Origin of the sequence: Streptomyces sp. NPDC058637 (assembly GCF_042717325.1) — a bacterium.
In the GTDB taxonomy this organism is placed as follows: Bacteria; Actinomycetota; Actinomycetes; order Streptomycetales; family Streptomycetaceae; genus Streptomyces.
Genome location: NZ_JBHXRD010000040.1, coordinates 24,758 through 46,291 on the forward strand (window position 1 = coordinate 24,758; position 21,534 = coordinate 46,291).

The window sequence follows — 21,534 nt, forward strand, 5'->3', positions numbered from 1 at the left end:
GCACGACTTCGCGCCTCCCGTCGACGGGCGGCCCCGGCGACATGCACGGCGTCCTGCGCGGCAGGGCCCGGGGGAACGCCCCCGTCCCTGGCGCATGACCGAACCCGACGTGGCACCGGCCCCGCCGGGAGCACCTAGCTGTGCACGGCCGGCTGCAGTTCCGCATACGTCCCGCCCCTGGAGAGGAGCTCCGTATGCGTACCCGCCTCCGTGATCCTGCCGCCCTCCATCACGACGATGCGGTCGGCGCCCTGGATCGTGGAGAGGCGATGTGCCACCACGAAAACGGTACGTCCCTGCACGAGACGGCCCAGCGCTTCCTGAACGAGTGCCTCGGAACGGTTGTCCAGCGCCGATGTCGCCTCGTCGAGAACCAGGATGCGCGGGTCGCGGATCAGGGCGCGGGCGATGGCCAGACGCTGCTTCTGGCCGCCGGACAGGCGCGCCCCCCGCTCGCCGACCACCGAGTCCAGGCCGTCGGGCAGCCCCTCCACGAATTCGAGCGCGTTCGCATCCCGCAGGGCACGTCGCAGCCTCTCCTCGTCGATGTCGTTGAGGCCGTAGGTCACGTTGTCGCGGATGCTGCCCTCGAACAGAATCGATTCCTGCGGCACCACGGACAGGAACCGGCGGTAGCTCCGCAGGTCGAGCGTCGCCATGTCCACGCCGTCGAGGAGAATGCTGCCCGTCGTCGGCCGGATGAAGCCGATCAGCAGGTTCAGCACCGTCGACTTGCCCGCGCCGGACGCGCCGACCAGGGCGATCGTCTCGCCGGGACGCGCGGTGAGGGTGAACGCGTCGACAGCCGGGGCCGCTTCGTCGTACGCGAATCCGACCTGCTGGAAGTCGATGAGGCCGGTCACCCGCTCGACCGGGGCCTTGCCCTCGTTGCTCTCCAGGTCAGGAGCCTGGAGCACCTCGCCGACGGAGCGCACCGACTCCAGCCCCTTGCTGATGACGGGAGCCAGCCCGAGCAGTGTCGTCACCGAGCTGGTCAGCACGGTGAAGAAGGTGCTGAGCATGACGACGTCGCCGGGGGTCACCGGCAGCAGTCCGTGGTAGGCGACGAGGCCCGAGCCCGTCAGGCAGAGGACCCCGAGCACGTTGAGCATCACCCAGGCCGCGGAGTTGAAGCGGCCGTTCATGACATCGAGCCGCAGGCCTGCCGCGAAGACCTGGCGCAGGGAGCCGTCGACGCGGCCCAGCGCGGCGCGTTCCAGGCCGTGGGCACGGGTGATGGGGATGAGGGTGGTCATCTCGCCCACGTGCGAGGAGAAGTTCTCCATCTCGCGCCGGAAGTGCTCGTTGTGGGTGCGCAGCCGATGCCGCAGGCGCATCACCAGGAACCCGGCCGCGGGGACGACTATCAGGAACACCGGCAGGAACTCGGGAGTACGGAATCCGATGACGACGAGGCCACCCGTCAGGGTCACCAGCGCACCCAGTCCCATGTCGGAGCTCTGCTGCACCATCTGTTCCACCGACTCCACGTCCCGGACGACCTTGGTCTGCAGGACACTGGAATTGACGCGAGCGTGGTAGCCGATGGACAGGTGCTGCAGCCGACGGCACAGGGCCGAGCGTAGTGCCGTGCCCATGCGGCGGATGCTGCCGCCCAGCAGGCGTACGTACCACTGGTGCAGCGGATAGTTGATCACGAGGATGAAGAGCAGGATGCCGGTCGCCTGCCACAACTCGGCCTGCGGGCCGTGCTGGATGACGACGTCCAGCACCGTCGCCGTGATCAGGGGCATCAGCCAGATGGGGCTGTGCTTCACGACGAAGATGCAGGCGGCGAGCAACAGCGCGCCACGGTCGGGGCGGAAGAGGTGACCGAGGGTGCGCACCGGGTGCTCGCCGCGGTAGCAGTGGTCCAGGTGATTGGGGACGGGATGCTTCATGGCACCATCTCACCGTATCCTCGACAGGCGGGAAAGCGCTTTCTCGATCGACTGCTCTGTGGTACCGCGGCGGCATTGGCGGGGCGTGCCGACGGGGCGTGGCGTCGGTTTTGCCGCGCAGTTCGGCGTCCGTCCGGCCCGGTGGATGTCGCGCGCCTTCGGGAACACGCGCGACGTGCGGAACCGGGCGGACCGGCGGCGCCCTGTCGAAGGCCCGTCCCTCGGCCCGCGAGCTCGCCGAGGAGTTCCCACGTGCGGCGCCGTTCGGCCTCACCGGCGTTCCCGGCCAGCCGTACACGAGCCCGCCGGAAAGGGAACGGATCCACGGCTCCGGTCCCGGCAGGCCCCCGGGACCTGGGGCCACCGCTGACCGCAGGCCGCGCGTATCCGCCCCGGCAGGACTCGGCACCTGGGGGACCAGGCACACTGCAGGTGTAGCAATCTCGCGACCAAGAGGATCACGCATGATCACGTTGAAGAAGGAAGACGGTCCCGCCGACCTCGGTGGGGTGACCCACCTGTCCATCGGGGTGTCCTGGGACCCGACCGTGGGGAGCAGCGGAGGGCTGCTGGGCAAGCTGCGGCAGAAGGCCGGCACCGACCTCGACCTGATCGCTGTCGCGATGCAGGGCGCGGAGCCCGTACGGCTGGCCGGACTCGACTCCCTGGACCCGCTGGGCAACGGTTCCCTGCTGCACAGCGGGGACAACCAGACCGGGCGCGGAGACGGCGACGACGAGACGGTGACGGTCGAGTTCGCCCGCGTACCGTCCAACATCACCGCCATCGTGTTCATCGCTGCCGCGTACAAGAAGCGGAGCAACTTCCAGAGCGCGCGGAACATCAGCTTCAAGGTCTACGACGCGACCGGGGGCACCACCCAGCAGGTCGCCGACATCTGGCCGAGCCTGCTGACCGACGACAACGGCTGCGCCGTGGCCAAGGCGATCCGGGACGGTGCGGGCTGGAAGCTCCAGGTGATCAACGAGACGGGCAAGATCAAGCAGGGCGACGAGCGTGACCTGATGCGCTTCGCCGTGAGCAAGTAGCGAACGCTCCGGCGCTGCCGCGAGGCCTGGACGGCCGGGTCGAGTTCTCCCGGCCGGATACGAAGAACAGCCAGGCGCGCGGCGCAGCCGGATTCCGGCGGTGCGCCACGCCGCTCCGAAGACCGTGGCCGCTGTCGCCCTTTGGGCCTGGCCGGGGCCCGATTGCGCGGCGCGCACTGCGCGGACAGGGAGCGGACAGGACCGCTGTCACGGACGGCTCATGGCGTCCGACGGGCTCAGAGCCTTTCGGGCCCCGGAGCGAACGGGGACGACCAGCAGACGCCGCCCTCGCGAGCGGCTGCTGGTCGTTCACCGAAGGGCGAGCGGCGCCGAGTTCCGGTGGCAGGCTGGGGCGCCGCGACGGCGTGGGGCTGAACTGGAGGAAGCGATCCTGCGGTCGGTGGCGGAGACGCCGAGTGAGTCCGGCGTCGTCGGCCTCACCATGGACGAAGTGGCCCGGCGGGCGGGCACGAACAAGATCGCGATCCATCGCCGTTGGCCGAATCGCGTCGCGCTCGGCGTCGCCGCCTACCGTCGGCTGGCCGCCGTCGAGACCACGGTGTCGGACACCGGTCGCTGCGCGAGGACGCGCCGGAGCTGCTGCGACGGGCGAACAGCACCTGGTCGTCGCCGTACGGGGAGATCCTGCGCGGCCTGATCGCGGCGGCGGGCAGCGCGCAGGACTGCTGGCCGAACTGGGCGATCCCGCGCCCGGCGGCGTGGCTGACGGTGCTCGGCCGGGCGGTGGCCCGGGGCGAGGCCGCGCCTGAGGCACCGCACCCGAGGGTCGCGTCCGCGCCGGTGGCACTGCTGCGGAACGAGTGCATGACGCGGGGCGTTCCGGTCGTGCCGGACGCCGCTCTCGTCGAGGTCGTCAACGAGGTCTTCCTGCCTCTGGTGCGCGGTCGTGGCTGTAGCTGTAGCTGTGGCGGAAGCGCGTCGGTCCTTACGCGGGTCTGCTCGGCAGCCATCGTCCGGCCGGGGGTGCTGGGCGTAAGGGGTGGCCGGCATCGATGAACGATGGCTCTGCCGGTATCAATGAACGTTGGTTATAGAATCGTGTCGTGAGCAGTGAGGATGCCGCCCTGGAGGCGTTGGTCGTACTGGGTGATCCGGTGCGGCGTGGACTGTATCGGCATGTCAGCGGGACACGGGGCGAAGTGGGGAGGGACGCGGCGGCCGAAGCGGCCGGGATCTCTCGTTCGCTCGCGGCGTTCCACCTGGACAAGCTGGTCGAGGCGGGGCTGCTCGAAGTGTGCTTCCGGCGGCTCTCGGGACGCAGCGGTCCGGGGGCCGGGCGGCCCGCGAAGATGTACCGGCGGGCTGAGGGCGAGCGTGCGGTGTCCGTGCCGCCCCGTTCCTACGACACGGCGAGCCGCCTGCTCGCCGAGGTGGTGGAGCGCGCCGGGCTCGACGCGGAGCTGCAGGCGGCGGCAAGGGCTGCCGGTGAGGCCGAGGGTGGCGAATCGAACGGCGAGGCCGATCCGGTCGAGGTGCTGCGATCGCGCGGCTACGAGCCGTTCTGGGACGGCGAGACTCTGCGGCTGAACAACTGCCCGTTCCATGTGCTGGCGGATCAGTTCCCCGCTCTGGTCTGCGGGATGAACCTCGCAGGCGTCGAGGGTCTGCTCGCCGGGCTGCCGGAGGGGCAAGGGTGGCGCGCGGCGATGGATCCGCTTCCGCAGGGGTGTTGTGTCGCTCTCCGGGCGGCCGGGGAAGTCTAAAAACAACTTTCATTGACTTTAGAAGGTTCACCCGGGCATGCTGGCCCCGTGAACGACTTCCACCTTGCCCAGGTCAACGTCGGGCGGATCCTCGCCCCGCTCGACAGTCCCCAACTCGCCGACTTCGTCGCGCAACTCCCGGAGATCAACGCCGTCGCCGATCAGGCTCCCGGCTTCGTCTGGCGCATGGTCGACGAGGGCGGAGCCGATTCGACCAACCTGCGCCCCGAGCATGACGACGACATGCTCCTGATCAACTGCTCGGTCTGGGAATCGGTCGAAGCGCTGCGGGACTACACCTACCGCAGCGAGCACCTCAGGGTGCTCTCGCGCCGCCGGGAGTGGTTCGAGCGACTTGCCGACTTCCACCACGCGCTGTGGTGGGTCCCTTCCGGGCACCGCCCGAGCGTCGCCGAGGCGATGGACCGCATCGCCCTGATCCGCGAGACCGGCGAAGGGCCCGGGGCATTCACCTTCCGGGCACCACACCCAGCGCCGACAGGCTCGCCGGCGGCGTGACGGGCGATCAGTTCGCAGAAGCCACGCGCTGAAGCCCCAGCCTGGGTCTCCTCGGCCGACTGGCGCCGGCCATCCATCGTCGTCCACGGTGGCCCAGGCGCCGGAGTGCGCGTCACTGTTCTTCTACGTGCGCAGCCCGGCGCTGAGCATCGAGGCCGAACCGAATTCGCGGGAAGGTCGTGAGGTGGTCGCGCTGACCAACCGCAACTACCCCTGCGGGTCCCCGTACTTGGCGGTGGCGAACTGGTCGGCGGGCCGGCCGGCCTCCGGTCGGTGGAACTGCCGCACCAGCCCCTGTCCCCGGTGTCCCGGTACGCCGAGTTCTTCCGCGTGGACGCGAGACGCGGGTCCCGGACCGGCGCGCTGCGTGTGGAACGCAGGCTGCCCGAGATGAGTTCCCCATCGTGGACGAGACGATCCGCCACCTCGCCGTCGACTATCTGGCGAGTCACCACACCGATCCGCAACACCGGAGCCAAGCCCTCTCCCGCTCGTGCGACAGGAGCTTTTGAGTTGATCGTCGGGTCGGCGAAATCGCTTGGTCCGGTGGTGGCCATGGACGGAGACTCGTCCCATGGCTGATATGGGATCGTTCCGGGAAGCGGTATCCGCGTGGGCGGCCGGTGGCCCCGGTGACCCCGCGCGTGAGCTGGCCACGCGGTTGTCGGTCCGTACTGCGGTCCTGCTCGAAGGGCCGAGTGACGCCGCAGCGGTCGGCGCTCTGGCCGCGAGCCGCGGCCGGGACCTGGCGGCCGAGGGGGTCTGTGTCCTGCCGATGGGCGGGGCGATGAGCATCGGGCGCTTTGCCGGTCTCCTCGGCTCACCCGGCCTGGGCCTCCGCCTCACAGGGCTGTGCGACGAAGCGGAACGTCACTACTACGCCCGCGGCCTGGAGCGGGCGGGCGCTGCGGAGCAGGAGTTCTTCGTCTGCGCGGCGGACCTGGAGGATGAACTCATTCGTGCGCTGGGCGTGGGACGGGTGGAGGAACTGGTTCGGGGAGAAGGGGATCTGCGTGCGCTGCGGACCTTCATGGGTCAGCCGGCGCAGCGCGGCAGGACTGCGCAGCAGCAGTTGCGGCGTTTCCTGGGGACGAAGAAGGGTCGGAAGATCCACTACGGGCGTGTCCTCGTGGAGGCCCTCGATCCTGACGGCGTGCCTGCTCCGCTGGACAACCTGCTGGCGAGCCTCTGACCGCTGGTGTGCGGCGGCAAGCGGCGCCCCTTTTTTGTTTTTTTACCAGCCGGTTTTGATGGTGTGGGTGATGTGTTTGAGGTGGGTGGGGGTGAGCCACCAGCCGACGGGGATGGAGATGTGTTGGTGGGTGAGGGTGTCGAGTTGGGGGAGGGGGGTGGTGTAGGGGTGGGTGGTGGTGTAGTGGTCGTTGCGGTGGTGGATTTCGCTGGTGGTGATGCCGTTTTTGTTGAGGTGGTGGGTGAAGGCGGTGCGGTTTTCGACTTTGAGGGTGTAGTAGAGGAAGGAGGGGTTGCGGTCGGGTTTGCGTTGGGTGAGTTGGAGTCCGGGGGTGTGGGCGAGTTCGGTGTCGTAGTAGGCGGCGTTTTCGCGGTGTTTTTCGAGGTTGGTGTCGGCGAGGGTGAGGTTGGCGAGGCCGATGGTGGCGTTGATGTCGTTCATGTTGGCTTTGTAGCCGTATTCGGGGATGTCGTTTTTGAAGCGGTTGGGTCCGGTGTCGCGGTCGATGCCGTACCAGCGGAGGCGGCGGGCGCGTTCGAGGAGGTCGTCGTCGGGCAGGACGATCAGGCCGCCGTCGCCGGTGGTGAGGTGTTTGACGGCTTGGAAGCTGTAGACGGCGATGTTGCCGTGGCCGCCGAGGGGGGTGTTTTTGTAGGTGGCGCCCCAGGCGTCGGCGCAGTCTTCGATGACGCGGGGGCGGTTGCCGTGGTCGTGTTCGGCTTGGTCGAGGATGCGGTTGAGGTGGTCGAGGTCGACGGGGTAGCCGCCCCAGTGGACGAGGACGATCGCGCGGGTGGTGGGGGTGATTTTGCGGGCGAGGTCGTTGAGGTCGAGGTTGAGGGTGTCGGGGTCGGTGTCGACCCAGCGGATGCGCATGTGGTTGGCGAGGATGGGCCAGTTCGTGGCGGTGCAGGTCAGGGCGGTGGCGAGGACTTCGCCGTCGTGTGGGGTTTCGGTCGCGACGAGGTGGAGGGCGAGGTGGAGTCCGGCGGTGGCGCTGCTGACGGTCAGGACGCGGGGGTTGTCCAGGCGTTGGGCGAGGGCGTGTTCGAGTTCGTCGACTTTGGTGCCCTGGCCGATGTAGCCGCTGTCCAGGACTTTGCCGACGAGTGCGGATGCCTGGTCGGACATGGCTACTTTGAAGAGGGGGATCATGTGGGTGGTTCCCTCGGTGGGTGGGGGCGCTCCGGTGGGTGGAGTGCCGGTGGCGGGGGTGCTGGTGGTGGTCGGGGGGTAAAGGGGGCCGGTGTGTCCGGGCACCTCTGCCGGCACCGCACGGGTGTTGGTCCGCACGGCACCGGTAGGTAGCCGCCTGCCGAAGTGGTGCCGGCCGGTCCCGCACTGCCACTGCGCGGGACCGTGCTGGCGCTCGGACTGCCACCGGCCGGGACCGCCGCCGGCCGGGACTGCCACCGGTACGGGACTGCCACCGGTACGGGGCTGCCGCCGGTACGGGGCTGCCGCCGGCCGGGACTGCACCGGCATGGGACCGTTTTGGCACTTGGACTGCGTCGGCCGGGACCGCCACTGTGCGGGACCGTGCTGGCGCTCGGACTGCCACCGGCCGGGACCGTTACTGCGCGGGACCGTGCTGGCACTCGGACCGCCATCGGCGCCCGGACCGTGCCGGCACTTGGACCGTCACTGGCACTTGGACCGCCATCGGCGCGCCCGGACCCTGCCGGCGCCCGGACCCTGCCGGCGCCCGGACCCTGCCGGCGCCCGGGCCGTGCTGGGGCTCGGGTCGCATCGGTGTGGGCTCCGGTGGGTCGTGCGTGCGGTGTTTTCACTGGTCCTGGTGCCGTCCGGGGCTGCGGGGTCCTGTTGTGCCGGTCCCGCACCGGCGGGGTGATGTGCCCGTGCCGGTCCTGCGAACCCGGTGTTGGTCCTGCGTGCCGGTGCCGGTGCCGGTGCCGGTGCCGGTGCCGGTGTGGTGCTGGGTTTGCGGGCCCGGTGTGGTGATGGTGGTGGGTTTACTTGTAGGCGCCGTCGGTGGTCACGAACCGGTTGCGTACGAGCCAGGTTCCGTCGGTGCGGACGAGTTCGTCGTCGCAGAGGGTGTGGTGGCGGAAGTGGACGTCTCCGTCGAGGAGGGTCCGGTTGGGGACGACGTAGACCATGACGTAGCTCTGGGCGCGGACGGTGTTGTCGTCGAGTTGTTCGACGGTGAGCTGTCCGACCCAGTGGCGCAGGATGAGTCCTTCGTGCATGACGCTCTGGTGTTCGATCGCGGTGGTCAGGACATCGCGGCCGACCAGGGGGTCGGGCATGTCGGCGGCCTGGAACACCCCGTCGGGGGTGAAGGTACGGGCCCACTGCGCGCCGTCGCCGCGGTCGAGGATCTTGAGCTGGAGTGCGTAGAACTGCTGGATCTCCAGGTACAGGTCGTGGGGGACGAGCTTGGTGGTGAGGTCGTGTGAGTTCATCGCTGTCTCCTGCGGGGCCGGGTCGGTCTCTTGGCGGTGCCCGTCACCGGGTGGTGGCGGTTACTTCGTTGTGCCCGTCACCGGGTGGTGGCGGTCCCTGGGTCGTGCCCGTCACCGGGTGGTGGCTGCCGGCCGGTCGTGCTGGTCACCGGGTGGTGGGTGGCTGCTTGGCTGTGCCGGTCATGTGGTGGTGGCGGTCACGCGGTGGTGGTGGTCACGTGGTCGTGGTGGCGGTTACGCGGTCGTGGTGGTGGTGGTTACGCGGTCATGTGGTGGTGGTGGTCACGTGGTTGTGGTGGTGAGGTGGTTGAGGATCGTGTCGGCTGCGCGGGGTGCGCCACCGGCTTTCTGCATGTATCGGCGCATGTCATCTACGTTGGTCTGGATGACGGGGTCGGACGCGACGTCCAGGACGGCTTCGCGTAGGGACTGCGCGGTGACTTGTGCCGGGGTCAGGACACGTCCGAGGTTCAGCTCGCCGGTCCGCGCGGCGATCATCTCCTCGTCACCGTTGTGCGGGACGGACACGAGGGGAACTCCCGCGTACAGGGCGTTCATGGTGCTGCCGGCGCCGCCGTGGCAGACGAACGCTCCGGCGTGTTCGAGGACGGCCTGGAGGGTGAGCCAGGGGTGGATCTCGGCGTTGGGGGGGAGTTCGCCGACGGCTTCGAGGTCGACGCCGGGGCCGGCGGCGATGACGACGTGCCAGGGCAGTCCTTCGAAGGCTTTGGCGCACATCGCGAAGAACTCGGGCTGGGTGTTGAAGGTGGTGCCCAGGGAGATCAGGACGACGGGGTTGTCGTTGGCGGGCCGCCAGGTGCCCTGGAGGTCGCTTTCGCGCAGGGGGATCCCGACGAAGGTGTACTGGTCCTCGGGGAAGGTGTCGGCGTCGGTCTGGAACTCGCGTGGCATGAAGGAGATGTTGCGGGGTGCGTCGGACATGAGGTCGTCCAGGGGGACGTCGTGCAGTCCGTGGGAGTCGGCGAACGCGCGGAGTTCGCGGGTGAGGTCGCCGAACAGTCCCTGGGCCGCGTCCTTCGCTTCGGTGAAGTACTGGTGGGAGGCCAGGACGGGGTAGAGCTGGATGCCGGGGATCCCGAGTTTGCGGGACATGACACGGCCCAGGAACTGCATGGAGATGTCGTAGACGAGGCAGTCGGGGAGGTCGTCGCCGAAGTGGGCTTCCAGTGAGGGTGCGGTGGCGGCCGCTTCCCGGACCGCGCCGAGCAGGACGCGGGCCAGCCAGTCCTGTGCGCCGGTGGGTGCGATCGTGCGGGGGTCCAGGGTGGTGGTGTAGGGGATGATGTCGGCGCCGGTGGCGGCGATGCGTTCGGCGACGGCGTCCGCGGCGAGGTAGCTGACCTTGTGTCCGCGGCGCACGAGTTCTTCGACGACGCCCAGGGTCGGGGTGACGTGACCGGCCGCGGGGATGTTCAGGAAGGCGATGTGCCTGCTCATGGGTGTGTTCCTGTTCCTGTTCCTGGTGTCGGTGTCTTGGCCGGTGGGTGACGCCGCGTCACCCGTGCGCCCGGGCCGGTGTCCGGGTGCGCAGGTCGTCGTAGCGGGGCAGGACGCCCAGGGCTTCGGTCTGGGCGAGTGTCGGTGCGTTCCTGTCCTTGTCGGACAGGATGATGTCGGTGACGGGGGGCCAGGGCAGGGCGAGCTGGGGGTCCAGGGGGTTGATCGAGATCGCGGTGCCCGGGGTGTAGGTGTTGTCGCACAGGTAGGTGACGACGGCGGTGTCGCTGACGGCGGCGAAGCCGTGGCCGAGGCCTTCGGCGATGTACAGGGCGTGGCGCCGGCGGTCGTCCAGCTCGACGGCCAGGGACCGGCCGTAGGTGGGTGAGCCGACGCGGACGTCGACGACGACGTCGATGACCGTGCCGCTCACGCAGGTGACGTACTTCGCTTCGCCGGGCGGGGCCGCGGTGAGGTGGATCCCGCGGATCGTGCCGCGCCGGGAGACGGAGCAGTTGACCTGTGCCACGTTCATGGGGCGGCCGGTCAGGGCGGCCAGGCGGTGGGCGGCGAACAGTTCCAGGAACGCGCCGCGGGTATCTTCGTGGACCTGTGGCCTGACGAGGTGGACGCCCTCGATGCCGAGCTCTTCGATCTCCATCAGGGTCTCCTTCTCACCGGGTGGCGCCGGCGCCGACCGGGACCGGCTGCCAGGCGTCTTCGGCCGTGGCTCCCGGCCGGGTCTGCCCGGCGGGGGCGGGCTGCCGGCTCTGCCCGGCGGGGGTGGCGTCCGGGGTGGGGTCGGGGAGGGTGTCCGGGGCGGGGGCGGGGGTGTGCTGTGTGGTGGGGCGGGTGTGGCGGGTCTCTTCGGCGGGGTGGGGCTGCTGGACTTCTTCGGCGGCGGCGTCCAGGAGCCCGGTGAGGTAGGTTCCGTAGCCGCTGGGCATGAGCGGCCGGGCGAGTTCACGCAGCCGGTCGTCGCCGATGAGCCCGTTGCGCCAGGCCGCTTCCTCGACGCAGCCGATCTTCAGTCCCTGGCGTTCCTCGATGACCCGGACGAATTCCGAGGCCTGCACCATCGAGGCGAACGTCCCGGTGTCCAGCCACGCGGTGCCGCGGTCCAGGACGGTCACGGCGAGTTCACCTCGGCGCAGGTAGGCCTGGTTGACCTCGGTGATCTCCAGCTCGCCGCGTGCGCTGGGCCGCAGGGACCCGGCGATCTCGACGACACGGTTGTCGTAGAAGTAGAGCCCGGGCACCACGTACCTCGATTTGGGGTGTGCGGGTTTCTCCTCGATGGACAGGACGCGTCCCTCGCGGTCGAAGTCCAGGACACCGAACGCGCTCGGGTTGGCCACCGGGTAGGCGAAGATGTGCCCGCCCTGGGGGTGGGAGTGCGCCTTCAGCTGGTCCCCGAGGCCGACGCCGTGGAAGATGTTGTCGCCGAGGATGAGCGCGACCGGTTCGTCCCCGATGAAGTCCGCCCCGATCAGGAACGCCTGGGCGATGCCTCCGGGGCTGGGCTGCGTCGCGTACTGGATCTGCAGGCCCAGCTGCGACCCGTCGCCCAGCAGCCGCTCGAAGGAGTGGCGCTCGGAGGGCATGGTGATGACGAGGATGTCCCGCACGCCCGCCAGCACCAGGGTGGACAGAGGGTAGTAGATCATCGGCTTGTCGAACACAGGCATGAGCTGTTTCGACATGACTTGGGTGACCGGCCACAGCCGGGAGCCGGTCCCGCCGGCCAAGATGATGCCTCGCATGTTCCGGAGGCTAAGGACGCCGCCTATAGCGCCGATCGAGGCCGGGTGGGCGCCACCCACCCCACCCCACACCTCGCCCGGTGGCGGAAGCCGGCACCCTCCCCGCCCCGCCCTGTTCCTTCACGGCACCCCGTCCCTGCGCCCCGCCCCGTTTCCCGTGCGGCGCGGACCGCCGCGTTCCCGCCCCGCCCCGCGGCGCGGACCGTACCGTTCCCGCCCCGCCGCGCCCCGCGGCGCAGGCCCGGCCCGCCGCCCGTTCCCGTATCCGCCTGCACCCCGTTCCCGTACCGGCGTCGCGCAGGCGGCCTTTGCCGGTTCCCCTATCCGCGTTACGCAGGCGGCTCCCGGTTGGTGTATCCGCGTGTGGCGCAGGCGGCTCCCGCTCCGTTCTGTACCTGGCCGTGACACACGGCGCCTGTTCCCGCCCGGCACGGGGTACCCGTCCTCGTTCCCGCCCGGCAGCTGCCGCCGTCCCCGTCCCGCTCCCGTACCTGCCGCCATACGAGCGCGTCCTGGACCCTGCGTCCTGCCTCTGTCCTGGCTGTGCGCGTACGGCGGTGCCTTTTCGTTCTGCAGTCCGCTGGTGCGGCGCACGCGCAGGCGCTGTCACCGTCGCAGAGGTGTGTTCCCGGGAGCCTGACCGGCATGACCGCTACAGCGGCGCACGGGCGCCACCCCGGGGCATGGGCGAACCCGCGTACCGGGCTGCACCGGCACCGGCACCGGTGCCGGCACCGGCACCGGCGCTGGGTGTGGGTGTGGGGGTGGAGGCGGGGTGTGGGCAGGCGGGCCTGGGAGGTGGGGGTCCGGGACCGGGGGGAGGGGCGGTGGGCAGGGTGCCGGCGGTGCCGCGGTCCGGTTGTTGCCGCCCCTTCGGTGACCGCCCGGTTCGTGCCCGCATGGTTCGTCCGCTGTGAGCCGGCCGGAAGTCCGCTGCTCAGGCGGGCGGCCGGAGCACGGCGACAGCCTCGCAGGGCACGGCGGTGGGGCTGTTGTTCCTGCGGCCTGCCTCTGGAGGACGCGGGGGGCGTACGGGAGGGCCTGGCACTGTCACGTCACCGGGTACGCCGTTCCGGGGCGGGATCATCACGGCCTTCCCAGGCGGGCCCCGTCTGGAAGGTGTGCTCCTTCGCGGTCGCGGTCGCCGTCTGGCGGCTGGGCGGGCGTAGGGTGCGGGCGCCGCCAGGGGGGTGCCCGCCGGGTGGCGGGGAGCAGGTCCGGTGTGTGTTCACGACGACTTGCGGTGCACGTCCGGTCGCGGCTGCCGCCTGGTGAACGCGCTGCGCGGCGCCCGGGCTGACGGTTTCGTGCGGCGCGGATTCTCCGCCGGCCGGCGTGGGCCGCCAGGGAGGTTGTTGCTTCCGTGTTCCGGCCGGGCCGTACGGGCGGCCCGCGGGCCCGGTGACGGTTCCTCGGAGGCTGTCGGGTGAGGCCCTGATCGTCTTTTCCCGGCTGTCGCCGCAGAGCAGCCTGTCCGTACGCGGCCGGGCGGCGGTCCGAGCCCGAAGCGGCAGACAGGTTCTGCGCCTTCACGGTGCGGGTCTGCGTGTCGGCGCACCGTACTCGGGGCGGCCCGCCATGACCCGTACCTGCGAACCCCTCTGGGGAGCCTGTCCGTCCGCACGAACCGCCCGCACGAACCGTCCGCCCGTACTGTCCGCGTTCCGTCTCCTGGCCCCGCCGCCGACCGCAGCCATACTCTCCTGCGGGGGGGTGTCCGTCCCGCCCGTCCGTGTGTCCGGTTCCTGGCCGCAGCCGCAACTGCCCCCGGCCCGTTCCCTGGTCCGGTGCCGGGTCAGTCCCCGGGGCGGACCGCTGACGCTTCGGGGCCGTTGTCCGCCCGTCTCTGTGCTGCGGGCCCGGCCGGTGACAGGGAGAAGCCCGCCCGGCGGACCGGGCGGGCTTCTCGCCGCGTGCGACCTGTATGCCAAGACGTGCCGGACCTGCCGGCCTGGCGGACTCTGTGGCCAGGGCGGACCCACCAGCCGGACCGTCCAGCGGGCCCGGTCGGACCTGCCGGTTCCGGTCGGACCTGCCGGTTCCGGGCCGGCCCGTCCGGTCTGCCGGGTTCGTGGGTCCCTGCCGGTCAGCGGGTCTGGCGGGGGACCGCTGCCGCGGCTGCGAGGCTGAGGGTGAGCAGGACCCCGGTCGCGAGGAACGCGACTCCGTAACCGGACACGAACGCGTGCGCGTCGGGGGGACCGTCCCCGGCGACGTCCGCGGTCCGGGTCTGTGCCAGGGCGACCATGATCGCGAGGCCGGCCGCGCCGCCCAGCGACTGCGAGGTGTTCAGCACGCCCGAGGCCAGGCCGTGCTTGTCCTGCGGGACCCCCGCCGTCGCGGCGCCCGCGACCGAGGTGACCACGATGCCCAGGCCCAGGCCGAACAGGAGGGTCGGGCCCAGCAGATCGGCGAGGTAGGAGGCGTTCTCGTCGGCGGCCGACTGCCACACCAGCCCGGCGATCATCGGCAGGAGACCGACCAGCATCATCGGCCGGGGACCGGTCCGCGGTGCCACACCCGAGGACGCGGCCGCGCCGATGAACGCGAACACCGTCAGCGGCAGGAACGCCAGCCCGGTGCGGATGGCACTGTAGTGGAGGACCGTCTGGTAGAGCAGGGTCAGGAAGTAGAACATCGTGGGCAGGGCCGCCCCGAAGGCCAGCATCGTGAGGTTGGCCGCCCACACCGACCGGTTACGGAACAGACTCAGTTCCATCAGCGGCTGCTCGGCCAGTTTCGCCTGGTCCAGCACGAACACCGCGAGCAGGACCACACCGGCCGTCAGCGAGGTGACGATACGCGCCGATCCCCACCCGTAGTGCTGTCCCTCGGCGAGCCCGTAGACGAGCGCGGCGATCCCCAGGGTGACCGACAAGGACCCCAGCACGTCCAGCTTGGCCTTCTTGCGCAGAGCGCCCCCGGGGGCGGTGGTCACCGACATGAGTGCCATGCCCGCGATCAGCAGGCCCAGCGGCAGGTTCACGAGGAACACCCACCGCCACGACATCCACTCCACGATCGCCCCACCGCTCAGGACACCGATCGCCCCGCCGCTCCCGGACGCCGCACCCCACAGGGCGAACGCCTTGGCACGCTCGACGGGCTCGGTGAACGTGGAGCTCAGCACGGCCAGCGTCGCGGACGCGATGATCGCACCGCCGAAGCCCTGCCCGGCACGGCCCAGGACCAGCATCGCCGCGTTCGGCGCGATACCGCCGACGAAGCTGAACACCGTGAACACGCCCGTCCCCACCAGGAGCAGACGCCGTCCGCCGAACAGGTCGACCATCCGCCCGGAGAACAGCAGGAACCCCGCGAACGGGATCAGATACCCGTTGTACACCCAGGTCAGGCTGCCCGGTGTGAAGTCCAGGGCGTTCTGGATCGAGGGGATCGCGACGTTCACGATCGAGGCGTCGAGGATCACGATCAGCTGCCCCAGGCAGCACACCGCCAGGACGAGTCCGGCCCGGCGCGCCCTGACCGGGGGAGCCAGTGTCATCTGATCGGTCATCGCAGGGAACTCCTTGTTCGGATGGGGGAACGGACCGGGACGGTGACCCGGACCGGAACGGGACGCATGTGCGGGTGCGGGGGCTGCCCGGTGTCAGTCATCACAGACCTGGCCGGTCACGCTGCCCGTGCGGGCGCAGCGGAGCACGGCGACCGGGGCCCCGGGAAGTGGCGGACGTACCGCCTCCGGCGACCGCGGAGCCGTCCTTCCCCGGCCGGTTCCCGGCCCAGCGCGCCGGCCGCACTTCCCTGCCGGTCACCGGTAATTTCCGGTCGGCCATATCTATCACCCTTGTTCATCTCTGTAAGGCCGGGCCCGAAACGGCCCAAGGACCGCACCGGACAACCCGCAGACAACACACCGGGTGAACCCCGCGGAACACCCCGGGACAGCACCCTTTCTGACTGTGCGAAGAAAATCTTCCGCGCGACGGAAAACCCTCCCGGCACAAACCCGCAATACCGGCGGACCCGCAATACCCGCAATACCGGCGGACCCGCAATACCCGCACTACCGGCGGACCCGCAATACCTGTGATGCCCGTGGGCCCGGAATGCCAGGCCCGCCCAGGGGGCAGTCCGGCGCCGGGGCGCCGAAGTGTCGTGGGATTCCTACCCGTTCCACCAGGACGTGTTTTCCCTGTACCACTCGACCGTGGCCTTGAGGCCCGTCTCGAACGACTGCCGCGGGGCGAATCCCAGCTCGTCGCGTATCTTGCTCATGTCCAGGGAGTACCGCTGGTCGTGGCCGAGCCGGTCGGCGACCCGCTCGACCCTGTCCCACCCCGCCCCGCAGCTCTCCAGCAGACGCCCGGTCAGCTCCCGGTTCGTCAGCTCCGTGCCGCCGCCGACGTTGTAGACATGACCGGGCCGGCCGCCCCGCAGGACCAGCTGAACGGCCAGGCAGTGGTCCGCGACATGAAGCCATTCACGGACATTGCCGCCCTCCCCGTACAACGGGACCCGCCGCCCTCGCAGAAGGTTCGTCACGAACAGCGGGATGACCTTCTCCGGATTCTGATAAGGGCCGTAATTGTTCGAGCACCGGGTGATCACGACATCCAGGCCATGGGTACGGTGCGCGGACAGCACCAGCAGATCGGAACCCGCCTTCGACGCCGCGTACGGCGAATTCGGTGCCAGCGGCTGTGCCTCGGTCCACGACCCGTCCGGGATCGAACCGTAGACCTCGTCCGTCGACACGTGCACGAACCGCCCGGTCCCGTGCCGGCGTGCCGCGTCCAGCAGGACCTGTGTGCCCAGCACGTTCGTCGTCACGAACGGGCGCGCGTCGTCGATGGACCGGTCGACGTGCGACTCGGCCGCGAAGTGCACGATCACGTCGTGCCCGGGCAGGACCTGCCCGACCAGCTCCGCGTCACAGATGTCACCGTGGACGAACCGGAAACCGGGATGCTCCGCGACCGGCGCGAGATTGTCCATGTTGCTGCCGTGGCCGAGCCTGTCCAGGACAGTCACCCGGGCGCCGTCCGACCCGGGAAGCTCACCCGACAGCAGCGCCCTGACGTACTGGGACCCGATAAATCCTGCACCGCCGGTAACGAAGATCCGCATGCCGGCGACCCTAAAGCCCCCTCCTCGACACCGGCTTGAGCCCCCCGCACACGGGCACGGCCCGGCCCCCAGGCCCGGTCCCACAGCCCACCACCGGTCCCACCCGCCCCCGCGCCCATCTGGCACCGGCCACCCCGGCGGCCCCGACCCGCCCCGGTTCCCGTTCCGGCCCGAACCCGGCACAACCTTCCGCACTGTTCGAGGGTCACACCAAGTAGGAGCAAACCGCTCTCAGGGACACAAGGGGGAAATATGAGGATCACACGTACTATCGCCAGTGCCGGTGCGGTCGCCGCGCTGGCCGTGGGTGCCACGGCCGCGCTCAGCACGACCGCCTCCGCCGCACCCAACGTCACCCCGCAGGGCGTCTGCGGCAGCGCCTACAAGACCGTGAACTCGGTGCCCGTCGGCTCGCTCGGCACCGTCTACCTGACGTACAACTCCTCCAACGGCAAGAACTGTGTCGCCACGATCCGCACCAACCCGGGCACGGCCAAGAGCATGTCCGTGTACATCTACGTCCCCGACACCGACACGTGGGCAGACGACTACGGCAACTACACCTCCTACGCCGGGCCGGCGTACGCCTACGGCAAGGGCCACTGCGTGAGCTGGGGCGGCAACATCGCCAACGTGTACGTGTCCGTGGAGAACACCAACTGCGCCGCCCTGAAGGAACGCCGGGTCACCGAGATCCGCTGACCCGGCCCCTGCACCCGGCCGGTCACGTCCTTCCCGCGCCGCCGCCCACCCCACAGTCACGCCGCGGATCCTGCCGCCGGCACCTGCGGGGCAGGCACGCCGAGCCGCAGGCGGCACGGGAACCCGCAGCACGCCCGGCCCGCCGGCCCCCGTCCCCGGGAGCGCCATCCCGGGAACGGGGGCCGGTGGCCCCGGGGCTGGGGGCATCTCACCGGGTACGCGACGCGGCCCGCCCCCACCCCCGGAAGCCCAGCCGCCAAGCCGCCGCACCCGCCCTGCCCGACCGCAGCCGCGCAGGGCGCTGCTGACACCACCACGACAACACCCCCCGGACAGATGGCAGTTCCCCACCCTGCCTTCGTCACCCCGTCACCCCGTCACCCCGCTCCTGGTCACCCCGCACCCTGGGGTCAACGACCGACCGGTCGGCTCGTACGGCCGGTCGGGCGTCCCGCGGTGCCGCACTGGTCGGGGCGGCTACCCCCGGGGGCCGTGCAGCGGCGTATGACCCTTCCTCGCGGGCCGGGAAGGCCGCTCAGCGCGCGGCGGCATCAGCGAGGATCGCCCGCAGCCGTGCCCGGCACTCGGCGACGAAGGAGGGGAAGGTGTTCCAGTAGTAGGAGATACCGCTGACGCCCACCGCGATCGCCCAGGCGCGGGCACGGGCCCAGGTCACATCGTCCAGGCTCAACGTGTCCCAGTAGGCCTGGCGTGCCCGTGGCGGCAGGTCCCAGACCGTGGAGTGCTCGGCGTCGGGAAAGCCGACCGAGAGTCCTCCGAAGTCGATGACCGCGTGCAGTTCGCCTTCCCGGACCAGGAGGTTGGTCGGCTTGAGGTCGCCGTGGAGCCACACATGAGGTCCGCAGGGCTCGGGCAGCGCGAGCGCGGATCGCCACAACTGTTCCAGAGCGTCGATGCCGAGCTCACAACCCACAGTGTTTCGGCAGTCGTCGAAACACCCGCTGATCCACTGGTCGCACGGCCCCAGACCGCCTCCGCGATACCAGCTGAGGCCGTCCGCGCGAGCCGCTCCCATGAGGCCGACCCCGTGGAGCTCCCTCACGACCGCCGCGAGATCCGCTCCGAAAACGGCCCAGTCCCGGACGGTGTCCGGGCCGGCCTCGCCGCCCTCGATCCAGCGGTAGACCGACCAGACCAGAGGGAAGACGCCGGTGGGCACCCCGGCATGGACGACCTCGGGAATCGGACAGGCAAGGAAGGGCGCCAGACGAGGAAGCCATTCCTGCTCCTTCTGCACGGACTGTCCCTTGCCGGCGGTCCGGGGAAGTCGCACGAGCAGGTCACCGCCCAGCCGATACATGGTGTTGTCCGTGCCCGCCCCCGCGGGCGACAACGGCAGGGCGGCCCACTGCGGGCACTGGGCCCTCAGCAGCGACCGGACCAGCGTCTCGTCGACCGGGATCTCGTTCTGGTGAAGTATCACACCGGGAATCTCAGCGCACGAGCGAACGGGAAGCCAGTGACTTTCCTTCACGAGCACGAGCACGAGCACGAGGACGAGCACGAGGACGAAGACGAAGACGAGGCAGGCACGCCGTGCCCAGGGCGCGCCGACCGGGGGACCGGGCAGAGCACCGGGCGCTGTCAGCGCGTCTGCGATTCAGGGGCGCGCAGCCTCAACGACACTGCGGCAGACGACACTGCGGCAGACGGCAGACGGCAGACGGCAGACGGCAGACGGCAGACGGCAGACGGGAGGCGACGGGACACGCGTGGGACCGCACACCCCGACGCCACACACGTGAGAGTGATGCCCCATCACGTTCCCGGCTCCTCCCGCCGTTCCTGTCGGTGACCGCCGGGTGCGGACGACACCCCACCGAGAACTGCTCACCGAGCAGACCCCGTCACCTGCGGCATGGTCCGCGCCTGCCCCGCCACTTCGCGCACCACCTCGCCGGACGCGCCGCACCCACCACCCCCCGGCGGTGCGGCGCCGGACGCCCCCCCGCCACCCCGGACGGTGCGCCAGGTGACCGGCCGGCTCACCCGCCGTCCCGCCGTGCGCCGTGGTGGCGCAGATCGTCGGCGAACACCCCGGCCAGCTCGCGCCACTGGGCCCGTGGCAATCCGGCGCCACCCTCCTGGGCGGTGAGGACCTGCAGGGCGACGTGATCGGCTCCGGCCTCGTGGTACTCCCGTGTCCGGGCCCTCACACGCTCGGCGTCGCCCAGGGCGAACAGGTCGTCCAGGAGACGGACACTGCCACCGCCCTCGAAGTCGCTGCCGGTGAACCCCAGACGCATCAGGTTGCCGGTGTAGTTGGGCAGCCGCAGATACATGCCCAGCATGTTCCGCGCGGTGGTGCGGGCCCGGTCGAGGTCGGTGTCCAGGACGACCGACAGCTCAGGGGCCAGCAGCACGCCGGGGCCGAGGGCCTCGCGTGCCTGCGCCGTGTGCTCGGCGGTGACGAGATAGGGATGTGCGCCCGCGGACCGGCCGGCGGCGAGTTCCAGCATCCTGGGGCCGAGCGCCGCAAGGACCCGGCGTCCGGGGCCCACAGGCGGGGCGGCGGCGTCGAGAGCGTCGAGGTAGGCGACCATCGCACTGTACGGCTTGGCGTACTGCGGGACCATCGGGCCGTGGCTGACACCCAGGCCCAGGACGAACCGCTCGCGGGCGCCCGCGTCGAGCGCCCCGATCTGCTGCGCGACCTCCTGGGCGGTGTGGTCCCAGATGCTCAGGATCCCGGTGGCCACGCTCACCGTGCGGGTCGCGGCGAGAACAGCCGCGGCGTCACCGGGCGAGGGACTGCCCCCGAGCCAGAGGGTGCCGTACCCCAGCTCCTCGAGCTCGGCGGCCGCCTCCGCGACCGCCTCCCCGCCCGTGCCGTCCGCCCGTGACCCGTGCAGAGCACTGCTCCAGATCCCGACCCGTCCGAATGCCTCATGCGCCTGAGTAGTCATGCTGTGATCAACACAGTCCCCCGCCCGCTGTTCCCGCCGGGGCGGGGATTCATCTGTACGGGGGTACGGCGCCCCGCCCCCGCCTACCCCGCTCCGGGCGGTGCCGGTCCTCTCCTCCCGCCCGTGTCCTCTGCGTCCCGAGCCGCCCCGGCACGCCCTCGCCCCGTCCGTACTGTCGGTGGCAGCTGACAGGCTGGAACGTATGGACAGTGACGACGAACAGCTCCTGCGCGGCCGCGTGTACGGCCAGGACCCCGCCGCCCCCGGCCAGGGACCGAGGCCGGGGCAGACCTATGCCGAACTGGTCGGCGGGCCGCTGGACGGCCTGCTGCTCGACATCACCGGCTGGCCGAGGGTGGACATCGCCTCCGGTGCCGCGCTGATGACCGAGCTCGGGCAGTTCGGCACCGGAGGGCGCGCACTGTACGACCCGCGCCCCGGCGACCCGGGACGCTGGGACTGGTCCGGCGACGCCCCCTGACCCCCGCCCCCCGTTCTTTTTGCCACCACCCCGCAAGCGGACCGCCACACCCCCCGGAGCCGGCGCCCCACGCCAGGACTCCTCCCGGCCCGCACCCCCGGGGACGGGAGCACCCTGCACCGGCCTCGGCCTCGGCCGCTGCCCCGGGCCCGGGGCAGGCCCCTGGGCAAGTGCGCGCTCCGGGCGGGGTGCGCCCCTTCGGGACGCAGTGCGCCGGCCTGTCGCCCGCCGCCCACAGAACGGCCCCGGCCGGCGGCCGGGGGACCGCCTGCAACCGAGGAACCCACCGGCCCCAGCCTCC

The 21,534-nt window shown here is 70.7% G+C and carries 17 protein-coding genes and 1 pseudogene; 8 read left to right on the plus strand and 10 right to left on the minus strand.

All coding sequences use genetic code 11. The annotated features are described in order from the left end of the window. Positions 1-134: 134 nt before the first annotated feature. Complete coding sequence (locus tag ACFWVP_RS30340; RefSeq protein ID WP_384501178.1) at positions 135-1,901, minus strand: ABC transporter ATP-binding protein; 1,767 nt, start codon at positions 1,899-1,901, stop codon at positions 135-137. A 464-nt stretch (positions 1,902-2,365) separates the two neighbouring features. On the opposite strand from ACFWVP_RS30340, the gene ACFWVP_RS30345 reads away from it, so the two are divergent. From ACFWVP_RS30345 to ACFWVP_RS30370, 6 genes are all read left to right on the plus strand, one after another. Continuing rightward, complete coding sequence (locus tag ACFWVP_RS30345; protein ID WP_384501179.1) at positions 2,366-2,950, plus strand: TerD family protein; 585 nt, start codon at positions 2,366-2,368, stop codon at positions 2,948-2,950. 442 nt (positions 2,951-3,392) lie between these two features. Then, positions 3,393-3,608, plus strand: coding sequence for a hypothetical protein (locus ACFWVP_RS30350; RefSeq protein ID WP_384501211.1), 216 nt, complete (start codon positions 3,393-3,395; stop codon positions 3,606-3,608). After that, positions 3,551-3,967, plus strand: a complete 417-nt coding sequence (locus tag ACFWVP_RS30355; protein ID WP_384501212.1) for a TetR-like C-terminal domain-containing protein — start codon at positions 3,551-3,553, stop codon at positions 3,965-3,967. Before ACFWVP_RS30350 ends, ACFWVP_RS30355 begins: the two co-directional genes overlap by 58 nt. Before the next feature lie 47 nt (positions 3,968-4,014). Continuing rightward, positions 4,015-4,674 (plus strand): helix-turn-helix transcriptional regulator, encoded by a 660-nt coding sequence (locus ACFWVP_RS30360; RefSeq protein ID WP_384501180.1) that lies wholly within the window; start codon positions 4,015-4,017, stop codon positions 4,672-4,674. 48 nt (positions 4,675-4,722) lie between these two features. Continuing rightward, the gene (locus ACFWVP_RS30365) at positions 4,723-5,193 is read left to right on the plus strand and encodes a DUF3291 domain-containing protein (protein WP_384501181.1); all 471 of its coding nucleotides are present in this window, start codon (positions 4,723-4,725) and stop codon (positions 5,191-5,193) included. Between the two features lie 574 nt (positions 5,194-5,767). Further along, positions 5,768-6,385 (plus strand): TOPRIM nucleotidyl transferase/hydrolase domain-containing protein, encoded by a 618-nt coding sequence (locus ACFWVP_RS30370; protein WP_384501182.1) that lies wholly within the window; start codon positions 5,768-5,770, stop codon positions 6,383-6,385. Positions 6,386-6,427: 42 nt separating this feature from the next. Here ACFWVP_RS30370 and ACFWVP_RS30375 read toward each other — a convergent pair whose 3' ends face one another. The 7 genes and pseudogenes from ACFWVP_RS30375 to rfbB form a co-directional block, all read right to left on the minus strand. Beyond that, positions 6,428-7,516, minus strand: a complete 1,089-nt coding sequence (locus ACFWVP_RS30375; RefSeq protein ID WP_384501183.1) for a DegT/DnrJ/EryC1/StrS family aminotransferase — start codon at positions 7,514-7,516, stop codon at positions 6,428-6,430. An 842-nt stretch (positions 7,517-8,358) separates the two neighbouring features. Next, positions 8,359-8,811, minus strand: coding sequence for a nuclear transport factor 2 family protein (locus tag ACFWVP_RS30380; RefSeq protein ID WP_384501184.1), 453 nt, complete (start codon positions 8,809-8,811; stop codon positions 8,359-8,361). 282 nt (positions 8,812-9,093) lie between these two features. Then, positions 9,094-10,269 carry a macrolide family glycosyltransferase gene (locus tag ACFWVP_RS30385; RefSeq protein WP_384501185.1) on the minus strand — a complete coding sequence of 392 codons (1,176 nt, stop codon included), beginning with the start codon at positions 10,267-10,269 and terminating at the stop codon, positions 9,094-9,096. A gap of 58 nt (positions 10,270-10,327) precedes the next feature. Then, the gene (locus ACFWVP_RS30390; protein WP_384501186.1) at positions 10,328-10,930 is read right to left on the minus strand and encodes a dTDP-4-dehydrorhamnose 3,5-epimerase family protein; all 603 of its coding nucleotides are present in this window, start codon (positions 10,928-10,930) and stop codon (positions 10,328-10,330) included. Between the two features lie 247 nt (positions 10,931-11,177). After that, positions 11,178-12,032: pseudogene (gene rfbA, locus ACFWVP_RS30395) on the minus strand (glucose-1-phosphate thymidylyltransferase RfbA); the annotation flags it as partial. Between the two features lie 2,086 nt (positions 12,033-14,118). Continuing rightward, entirely contained in the window at positions 14,119-15,549 is a 1,431-nt protein-coding gene (locus ACFWVP_RS30400) for an MFS transporter (protein ID WP_384501187.1), read from the minus strand. Positions 15,550-16,160: 611 nt separating this feature from the next. Further along, positions 16,161-17,123, minus strand: a complete 963-nt coding sequence (gene rfbB / locus ACFWVP_RS30405) for a dTDP-glucose 4,6-dehydratase (RefSeq protein WP_384501188.1) — start codon at positions 17,121-17,123, stop codon at positions 16,161-16,163. Between the two features lie 252 nt (positions 17,124-17,375). Between rfbB and ACFWVP_RS30410 the strand changes: the two genes are divergently transcribed. Continuing rightward, complete coding sequence (locus ACFWVP_RS30410; protein WP_384501189.1) at positions 17,376-17,825, plus strand: spore-associated protein; 450 nt, start codon at positions 17,376-17,378, stop codon at positions 17,823-17,825. A gap of 535 nt (positions 17,826-18,360) precedes the next feature. Here ACFWVP_RS30410 and ACFWVP_RS30415 read toward each other — a convergent pair. Next, positions 18,361-19,269, minus strand: coding sequence for a phosphotransferase (locus tag ACFWVP_RS30415; RefSeq protein ID WP_384501190.1), 909 nt, complete (start codon positions 19,267-19,269; stop codon positions 18,361-18,363). 562 nt (positions 19,270-19,831) lie between these two features. Further along, a complete protein-coding gene (locus ACFWVP_RS30420; RefSeq protein ID WP_384501191.1) occupies positions 19,832-20,752 on the minus strand; it encodes a TIGR03620 family F420-dependent LLM class oxidoreductase in 921 nt (306 codons plus the stop codon). Positions 20,753-20,954: 202 nt separating this feature from the next. Here ACFWVP_RS30420 and ACFWVP_RS30425 point away from each other — a divergent pair, with 202 nt between their 5' ends. Then, complete coding sequence (locus ACFWVP_RS30425) at positions 20,955-21,233, plus strand: hypothetical protein (RefSeq protein WP_384501192.1); 279 nt, start codon at positions 20,955-20,957, stop codon at positions 21,231-21,233. The last annotated feature ends 301 nt before the right edge of the window (positions 21,234-21,534 follow it).

What these genes read in the sequence shown, in the direction of transcription:
- ACFWVP_RS30345 (WP_384501179.1), top strand. Translation starts at nt 2,366, where the DNA reads ATGATCACGTTGAAGAAGGAAGACGGTCCCGCCGACCTCGGTGGGGTG.
- ACFWVP_RS30390 (WP_384501186.1), bottom strand. Translation starts at nt 10,930, where the DNA reads ATGGAGATCGAAGAGCTCGGCATCGAGGGCGTCCACCTCGTCAGGCCA.
- ACFWVP_RS30410 (WP_384501189.1), top strand. Translation starts at nt 17,376, where the DNA reads ATGAGGATCACACGTACTATCGCCAGTGCCGGTGCGGTCGCCGCGCTG.
- ACFWVP_RS30385 (WP_384501185.1), bottom strand. Translation starts at nt 10,269, where the DNA reads ATGAGCAGGCACATCGCCTTCCTGAACATCCCCGCGGCCGGTCACGTC.
- ACFWVP_RS30380 (WP_384501184.1), bottom strand. Translation starts at nt 8,811, where the DNA reads ATGAACTCACACGACCTCACCACCAAGCTCGTCCCCCACGACCTGTAC.
- ACFWVP_RS30350 (WP_384501211.1), top strand. Translation starts at nt 3,393, where the DNA reads ATGGACGAAGTGGCCCGGCGGGCGGGCACGAACAAGATCGCGATCCAT.
- ACFWVP_RS30375 (WP_384501183.1), bottom strand. Translation starts at nt 7,516, where the DNA reads ATGTCCGACCAGGCATCCGCACTCGTCGGCAAAGTCCTGGACAGCGGC.
- ACFWVP_RS30370 (WP_384501182.1), top strand. Translation starts at nt 5,768, where the DNA reads ATGGCTGATATGGGATCGTTCCGGGAAGCGGTATCCGCGTGGGCGGCC.
- rfbB (WP_384501188.1), bottom strand. Translation starts at nt 17,123, where the DNA reads ATGCGGATCTTCGTTACCGGCGGTGCAGGATTTATCGGGTCCCAGTAC.
- ACFWVP_RS30340 (WP_384501178.1), bottom strand. Translation starts at nt 1,901, where the DNA reads ATGAAGCATCCCGTCCCCAATCACCTGGACCACTGCTACCGCGGCGAG.
- ACFWVP_RS30425 (WP_384501192.1), top strand. Translation starts at nt 20,955, where the DNA reads ATGGACAGTGACGACGAACAGCTCCTGCGCGGCCGCGTGTACGGCCAG.
- ACFWVP_RS30400 (WP_384501187.1), bottom strand. Translation starts at nt 15,549, where the DNA reads ATGACCGATCAGATGACACTGGCTCCCCCGGTCAGGGCGCGCCGGGCC.
- ACFWVP_RS30420 (WP_384501191.1), bottom strand. Translation starts at nt 20,752, where the DNA reads ATGACTACTCAGGCGCATGAGGCATTCGGACGGGTCGGGATCTGGAGC.